This is a genomic window from Streptomyces niveiscabiei, assembly GCF_001419795.1.
Lineage (GTDB): Bacteria > Actinomycetota > Actinomycetes > Streptomycetales > Streptomycetaceae > Streptomyces > Streptomyces niveiscabiei.
Map to the genome: position 1 here is coordinate 1 of NZ_LIRL01000732.1, position 6,019 is coordinate 6,019.

Consider the following 6,019-nt stretch of genomic DNA (forward strand, 5'->3'; position numbering starts at 1 on the left):
CCCCGGCCCCCGCTACCCGCACCGCCCCGACCGGCTGCCCGGCGCCTGGAACAGGTGATGCCACGCCCGAGGAAGAAGCGCCGCCGCCGCGAGGTGACCCGGGGTGCCGCGCGAGAACGCGACGCTGCCCGAGTACGACCGCAGCACGGTGCCCGAAGGGCTCGTGACCAGGCGGCAGTTACGGGAGATGGGCCTGAGCCCCGGCGGCAACGAGGGCCCGGTCGCGATCCTGCGCTGTCGGCTGTGCGCGACTCGCCCGCAGTGGTCCTGCCGTCACCCCACCCGCGGCTACCTGCTCCGCGTCGACCTGGCCGTGCCCAAGCGCGTGCCGACGCTCGCTCAGGAGTGGGCCCTCGATCAGGCGATGGCAGCTCGGCAGACCTGTGGCCAGTGCCGGAGGCGGTTCTACATCTGCCTCTCGAAAAAACTCGGCTGCTGCCTGGAGTGCTTCGACGGAACCCCCGTCGACCCCAGCAGCCTCATGATCCTCCCGGCCCCGGCCGTTCACCAGCTGGCCGCCTGATCAACGAACCCCGTCAAGGAGAGTCACCGTGCCACTGTTCACCCGCACCGCCCCCGCGCCCGCTCCCGAGACCTGGACGCCGGAGGGCACGGTCGTCTCCCAGCGCTACCGGGCGCTGGAGGGCGCGACCGTCCTCGTCTACACCGCCGTCACCGACCGGGGCACCCCGCGCTACGCCACCGCGTGCCTGGGCTGCACCCACCGCGCGGACCGCAACAGCGCGGGCAACGTGATGACGGAGGCGGAGGCCGCCGGCGACGCCAACGCGCACGCCGCCGCCTGCCGGGCGGTGCCGCGCGGGGTGCCCGCCCGGCCCGACGACACCGAGGCCGCCAAGCTGATCCGCACCCGGCTGTGGGCCCGCCGCTACGGCACCAAGCCGCACCCGGTGCGCCTGTCGGAGTTCAACGCTCTGCGCGTCGACCTCCAGCGCCCCACCGACTGGATCAAGGCCGCGCTGAGCGACATGGCGCAGGCCGACCCCGGCTTCCTCACCGAGACCCCCGCCGACTCCGGGGAGGGCGTCCGCTTCACCGTCCAGCCCTTCGCCCGGCTCTGACGGTGCGCGCCCGAACCGCCGTCCTGGCCGTCGCCGTGGCCGTGCCCGTCATGGCCGCCGCAGTCCTCAAGGTCGGCCACTGGCGGCTGTACGCCGACCGGCACCGCATCGAGCTGACGCCCCAGCCCCGCCGCTCCTGCCCCGACTGCCGGGGTGCGGGCGGCTGGTGGACCGGCGGCGCGAACCCGGAGATGGAGGCGTGCGGCTGCTGGGCTACCCGGCGCGAGCTGCGCATCCGGCTCCTGCCCGTCCGGGACCCCTGGCCGGACGAACCCCCGTTCTGAACGACCCGACCCCGGCCGATGTGGCCGGGGTCGGGACCGCCGGGTGGCCGCGCATCGGCAAAGGGCCGGCCACCCCGCTCCCTCACCCTCTTCGAGATCAGGAGACCTCCAGCATGCCCCGTCTCACCATCGAGCGTCTCGCTCTCTTCGGAACCCTGCTCGCCACCTTCGGCGAGCTGCACCCGCTGTGTGACCACTGGGTGCAGGGATCGAAGACGGCTTCGCGTAAGCGCCTGTACGGCGAGGACCTGGTCCACGCCGACGGCTCCCCCGCCGACCCGGACTCCACCCGCCCGACCATGACCACCAGTGCCCTCGGGCGGCGCGCGGTCGCCTGCCACGTCGCCTCGTACACCGCCGTGCAGCTCGGGGCGACCGTCGCGATCACCCGCGCGTTCGGCTACCGCGTCACCCCGGCCGCGCTGCTCGCCGGCACGGCCATCAACGCCGGGACGCACGCCGCGATCGACCGCGGAGCCGTTCTGCTGTGGCTGGCGGGCAAGACCGGCAAGACCGGCTACATCGAGCACTGCAAGGCCGCCCGTGTCGACGACGACGGCAAGGCCACCTCGGAGCTCACCGGGCCGGGCAGCGCGTGGATGGAGCTGGACGCGGCCCTGCACCGCTCCATCGGCATCGCGGCCGCCGCCGTCACCACCTGGCTCACCACCCGCCCCGGCGCCCGCCGGTGACCCGGACCCGCCTCGAACGTGTCCGCGCTGCGGTCGGTATCGCCCAGCTCGCCCTCCAGCAGGTTCAGGACGACCTGAGCGCCGACGACGTCGACGGCCAGGAGCTCGCCGCGATCCTGCGCGAGCTCCAGGAGGACGTCGACGTCCCCGGCGGCCTCATTCCGATGCTCGCGCAGCTGGTCAGCGCCGCCGCGCGGCGGGCGGAGCAGATCGAGCCCGACCGCGACGGTGACGCCTCCTGCCCCCTGCACGAGGCCGCCGCGCTGCTCACCGACAACGCCGGGCAGCGCCTGAACTGGGCTGCCCGCTCCCTCGACCCGCAAGGAGCTCCCGAATGACCTCGGTGCTGTACCCGGACCTGCCCGAGAACGGGCTGATCGTGCTGATCGGCGCCTCCGGCGCGGGCAAGTCGACCCTGGCCCGCACCTGGCCGGCCTCCCAGGTCCTCTCCCTCGATGGCCTGCGGGGCGTGGTCAGTGATGACCCCGGTCGGCAGGACGCCACGGCTGATGCCGCCGACGTCCTCGCGCTGATCCTGGAGCGCCGGATGGCCCGGAAGCTCAACACGGTGATCGACGCGACCAATTGCGAGCAGTCCGTGCGGGTGGAGCTGGTGATGGCCGCCAAGCGGCACGGCATGCCGACCGTCGCGGTCGTCGTCGCCACACCGCTGGACGTCTGCCTGGAGCGGCAGGAACCGCGGCCGGACAACCGGCGCGTGCCCGAGGACACCGTCCGCACCCAGCACCAGGCCAGGGTCCACGCCCACCAGAGCCTCGCCGCCGAAGGCTTCAACACCATCGTCTTCGCCGACGCCCTGTACCGCCTGGAGCCGTTCCTGAAGCGGCTCTCGCAGGTGCGGGAGGCCGACCTCGGGCGCGACGGCAGCGACGGCCTGGGCGACCTGTGGCTGGCCCGCCGCTTCTTCGGCCCGGAGATCCTGCCGTTGTGGCAGTGGCGGCAGGGCTCGGACCTGGTGACCGGCCGGGACCGTGTCGCGGAGCTCCGCCTCGGTCAGCAGTCCCTCACCCTGGCGCTGCGCGAGGACGTCGACGGCGAGGGCGACTTCGGCTTCGACGTCCTGGTGCCGTGCCCCGCCGACCCGGAGTGCGACGGGCAGGCGTGGGCACCGGCCTACTCGGTCACCGACCTGCACAAGGCGCTGACCGGCGCCATGGACAGCGACCCGGAGATCGCCTGCACCGTCCACGGCGGCCCCGACGACGTCGACCAGGAGGCCGACGACCACGACCTCCAGGCCGACGACCCCGAGGGCCGCGCCGACCTGGAAGCGCAGTACGCGGACGCGGTACGCGCGTGAGCCGCGCCAACGACGGACCGCACCCGCACCCGCTCACCCCGGCCGACCTCCCGGCCGGGGATGAGTGGTGGAACGGCTGCCGCGACTGCCACCTGCCGATCCAGGGCGGAGCCGCCGGCCTCGCCGCGCACCGCCGCACCGTCCACACCGCCGCCGGTGATCCCCGGCGGCCCATCACGATCCACCTGGACCTCTGACCGGCGGGCCGGTTCCCCGAGTTCGGGAAACCGGCCCGCCGTGACGGGCGCTCCGTGCCGACCCGGCCTCCAGCACGACGGAGGCCGGGTCGGTCGCGGTGGTCCCTCACCACCGAGCACAGAGAGGAGCTGGACGTCATGCACCTGAAGATCTACGAGGTTGACGTCCCGATACACGACACCACCGACCCGGCCCGGCGAGGCGTGCACGTCTTCACCGGCGTCGCCGACTCCCCCGCCACGGCCCTGCGCCGCGCGCACGAGGTGTACGACGCCGCGCTCGCCGCGCACACGGCCGGACGTGAGATCCCCGGCAAACAGCCGGACCTGTGGGGAGCGGCCGGGCTTCGGCCCGGCTGGCAGATGGAGTGGCCCGCCGCGCGGGCCGGTCTCTGGAACGACCCCGTCAGCACCAGCAGCGGCTTCGCGCTGTAGCTCCGCCCCGGGACAGCCGCTCTGCTTGGCGGCTTCGTCGGCTGCCCCGGGCCCATCCATCCCGTACGAGACGAGACGGAGAACCCAAGTATGTCGTCCCTCACGCACCTTCAGGGCCGGTTCGGCCAGCGCATCCTCAAACTGACGACCGCCGCCGTGCTGTTGACCGGCCTGCTGCGCCGCGACTCCCACACCGCCCGCGCCCGTCGGCTGCTGGCCCGCCGCGACGACGTGGCCGTGGTCATGGTCGACCAGCAGCGTCTCGCGCAGCCGGTCCGGATGCTGCACGCCGTCGTCCTCGAGGACGGCCGCGCCGTCGGCCTGGCCGCCTCGGTCGGCGCCGCGGCCACCGGTGTCCTCGGCACCCGCGACCTGACCGCGCCCACCACGCTTTCGTCCATCAATCGGGGGCGAGCGGCATGAGCACCGGAACCCTTCCGCCGGCGGGCGAGTGGATCCGCGGAATCAGCGTCAGGCAGCCGTGGACCACCTGCATCGTCGCCGGGGCCAAGACGATCGAGAACCGCCCGAAGCCCTGGTCCTGGCGCGGCCTGGTGCTGCTGCACGCGGGCCTGCAGACCGACCGGCCCGCCCTGCGCGTGCCGTTGGTCGCCCGTACGATCCGCGGCCGCGACCTGCCGACCGGCGCCGTGATCGGCGTCGCCCGGCTGACCGGATGCCACCAGGACCCGGACGGCTCCCCGCCCTGCACCGAGTGGGCGGAGCCCGGCCGGTGGCACCTGGAGCTCACCGACGTCCAGGAGCTCGCCCTGCCGATCCCCGCGCGCGGACAGCTCGGGCCCTGGAAGCCCACCGAGGACCTGGTCGCGCAGGTGCGTCAGCAGCTGCCCGACCTGCGTCCGTGAGCACCCGCCGTCGCCCCGCACCCGCACCGTCCGAGCCGCCCGCCGTGCCGGTCCAACTCCTGGACTGGCACGACGGCCGGCACTTCGCCTGGCCCGAGCGGTGCGTGCTGTGCCGGAAGACCACTCCGCTGAGGTCCCACGACGGAGAGGCCGTGCACAAGACGTGCGCGGAGCTCTGGAACGCGCGGAATCCCGGCGAGACCCGGTTCGTCTCCGACCCGCCCAAGAGCGGCAAGAGCAAGGACCACGCCTGAACTTCCCCTCCCGACGGAGGCCCCCATGAGCAGCACCGAACGCGACGTCGACCACTCCCTCGCCTACCCCGAGCCGCCCGCCTCCCCGCTCTGGCACAGCCACGGCGCCAAGGCCCGCCCGCTCACCCCCGAACAGCAGCGACGCAACCGCGAGCTGCTGGACATCGCCCAGCGCACCACCCGACCCCGCTCCCCCCGCCCCACCGAGACCCTGGCGGAGGCCAGCTGATGGACACCAAGCACTGCGCCGTCGACGGCTGGGTCACCGCGATCCCCGTCCCCGGCCCGCGCGACACCGCCACCTTCGACCTGGTCGTCCGGCCCGCCGACATCGACGAGCTCGCCGACGACGCCCCCGACACGGTCGTCACCTGCACCAGCGACAACCCCCGGATCACCCACGAGCTGCTGAACGGCATCCAGCCCGGCGACCTGCTCCGTGCGACCGGCACCCTGGTCCAACCGGCGGTGCCCGGCGAACCCGCCCGGCTCACCGTCGACGACCTGGAGGTCCTGGACACCGCGCTCATCCCGGCCCTCAGCGACATGGTCCTCGACCGGTACGCCGACTACGTCGTCGTCTTCGACGGAGAGCACGACCAGGTCCCCGTCTTCACCGCGAGCGGCCGGTGGGTCGGCCTGGCCGACAACCCCGACGCCATCACCACGCTCATCGACACCGACCAGCGCGTGAACGGCGGTGACGCCTGATGGCCACCGACACACCCGCCCGGACCGTCCTGGAGCGCTTCCCCGCCGGCCACCCCCGCGGCTCCTGGCCCGCCGACGAATACGCCGCCGCCCAGCGCGCCCAGGGCACCGACGCCCACGTCGTGATGGACCTCGGCAGCGACCAGTTCCTCGTGGTCACCCCCACCTCCCAGTAGC

At 73.7% G+C, this 6,019-nt stretch carries 14 protein-coding genes; all 14 read left to right on the forward strand.

What is annotated here, in order from left to right; all coding sequences use genetic code 11:
* Positions 1 to 103 precede the first annotated feature (103 nt).
* The 14 genes from AOK24_RS32085 (at position 104) to AOK24_RS49350 (ending at position 6,018) form a co-directional block, all read left to right on the forward strand.
* Positions 104 to 523, forward strand: a complete 420-nt coding sequence (locus tag AOK24_RS32085) for an RRQRL motif-containing zinc-binding protein (RefSeq protein ID WP_338060961.1) — start codon at positions 104 to 106, stop codon at positions 521 to 523.
* Positions 524 to 551: 28 nt separating this feature from the next.
* Positions 552 to 1,082: a hypothetical protein gene (locus AOK24_RS32090; protein WP_055723542.1), complete on the forward strand. Its 531-nt coding sequence runs from the start codon at positions 552 to 554 to the stop codon at positions 1,080 to 1,082.
* Between the two features lie 50 nt (positions 1,083 to 1,132).
* A complete protein-coding gene (locus tag AOK24_RS32095) occupies positions 1,133 to 1,366 on the forward strand; it encodes a hypothetical protein (protein WP_055723553.1) in 234 nt (77 codons plus the stop codon).
* A gap of 113 nt (positions 1,367 to 1,479) precedes the next feature.
* Positions 1,480 to 2,058, forward strand: coding sequence for a hypothetical protein (locus AOK24_RS32100; RefSeq protein ID WP_055723543.1), 579 nt, complete (start codon positions 1,480 to 1,482; stop codon positions 2,056 to 2,058).
* Positions 2,055 to 2,396 carry a hypothetical protein gene (locus AOK24_RS49860; protein WP_055723544.1) on the forward strand — a complete coding sequence of 114 codons (342 nt, stop codon included), beginning with the start codon at positions 2,055 to 2,057 and terminating at the stop codon, positions 2,394 to 2,396. Before AOK24_RS32100 ends, AOK24_RS49860 begins: the two co-directional genes overlap by 4 nt.
* The gene (locus AOK24_RS32110) at positions 2,393 to 3,379 is read left to right on the forward strand and encodes an ATP-binding protein (RefSeq protein WP_055723545.1); all 987 of its coding nucleotides are present in this window, start codon (positions 2,393 to 2,395) and stop codon (positions 3,377 to 3,379) included. Before AOK24_RS49860 ends, AOK24_RS32110 begins: the two co-directional genes overlap by 4 nt.
* On the forward strand, positions 3,376 to 3,576 hold the full coding sequence (locus tag AOK24_RS32115) for a hypothetical protein (protein WP_055723546.1): 201 nt from the start codon (positions 3,376 to 3,378) through the stop codon (positions 3,574 to 3,576). Before AOK24_RS32110 ends, AOK24_RS32115 begins: the two co-directional genes overlap by 4 nt.
* A gap of 138 nt (positions 3,577 to 3,714) precedes the next feature.
* Positions 3,715 to 4,011, forward strand: coding sequence for a hypothetical protein (locus AOK24_RS32120; protein ID WP_055723547.1), 297 nt, complete (start codon positions 3,715 to 3,717; stop codon positions 4,009 to 4,011).
* 90 nt (positions 4,012 to 4,101) lie between these two features.
* A complete protein-coding gene (locus AOK24_RS32125; protein ID WP_055723548.1) occupies positions 4,102 to 4,434 on the forward strand; it encodes a hypothetical protein in 333 nt (110 codons plus the stop codon).
* Positions 4,431 to 4,877 carry an ASCH domain-containing protein gene (locus AOK24_RS32130; RefSeq protein ID WP_055723549.1) on the forward strand — a complete coding sequence of 149 codons (447 nt, stop codon included), beginning with the start codon at positions 4,431 to 4,433 and terminating at the stop codon, positions 4,875 to 4,877. Before AOK24_RS32125 ends, AOK24_RS32130 begins: the two co-directional genes overlap by 4 nt.
* Complete coding sequence (locus AOK24_RS32135; protein ID WP_055723550.1) at positions 4,874 to 5,131, forward strand: hypothetical protein; 258 nt, start codon at positions 4,874 to 4,876, stop codon at positions 5,129 to 5,131. The genes AOK24_RS32130 and AOK24_RS32135 overlap by 4 nt, the downstream gene beginning before the upstream one ends.
* A gap of 25 nt (positions 5,132 to 5,156) precedes the next feature.
* Positions 5,157 to 5,360: a hypothetical protein gene (locus AOK24_RS32140; RefSeq protein WP_055723551.1), complete on the forward strand. Its 204-nt coding sequence runs from the start codon at positions 5,157 to 5,159 to the stop codon at positions 5,358 to 5,360.
* Positions 5,360 to 5,842, forward strand: a complete 483-nt coding sequence (locus AOK24_RS32145; protein ID WP_055723552.1) for a hypothetical protein — start codon at positions 5,360 to 5,362, stop codon at positions 5,840 to 5,842. The genes AOK24_RS32140 and AOK24_RS32145 overlap by 1 nt, the downstream gene beginning before the upstream one ends.
* Positions 5,842 to 6,018 (forward strand): hypothetical protein, encoded by a 177-nt coding sequence (locus AOK24_RS49350; protein WP_167376880.1) that lies wholly within the window; start codon positions 5,842 to 5,844, stop codon positions 6,016 to 6,018. The genes AOK24_RS32145 and AOK24_RS49350 overlap by 1 nt, the downstream gene beginning before the upstream one ends.
* The last annotated feature ends 1 nt before the right edge of the window (position 6,019 follow it).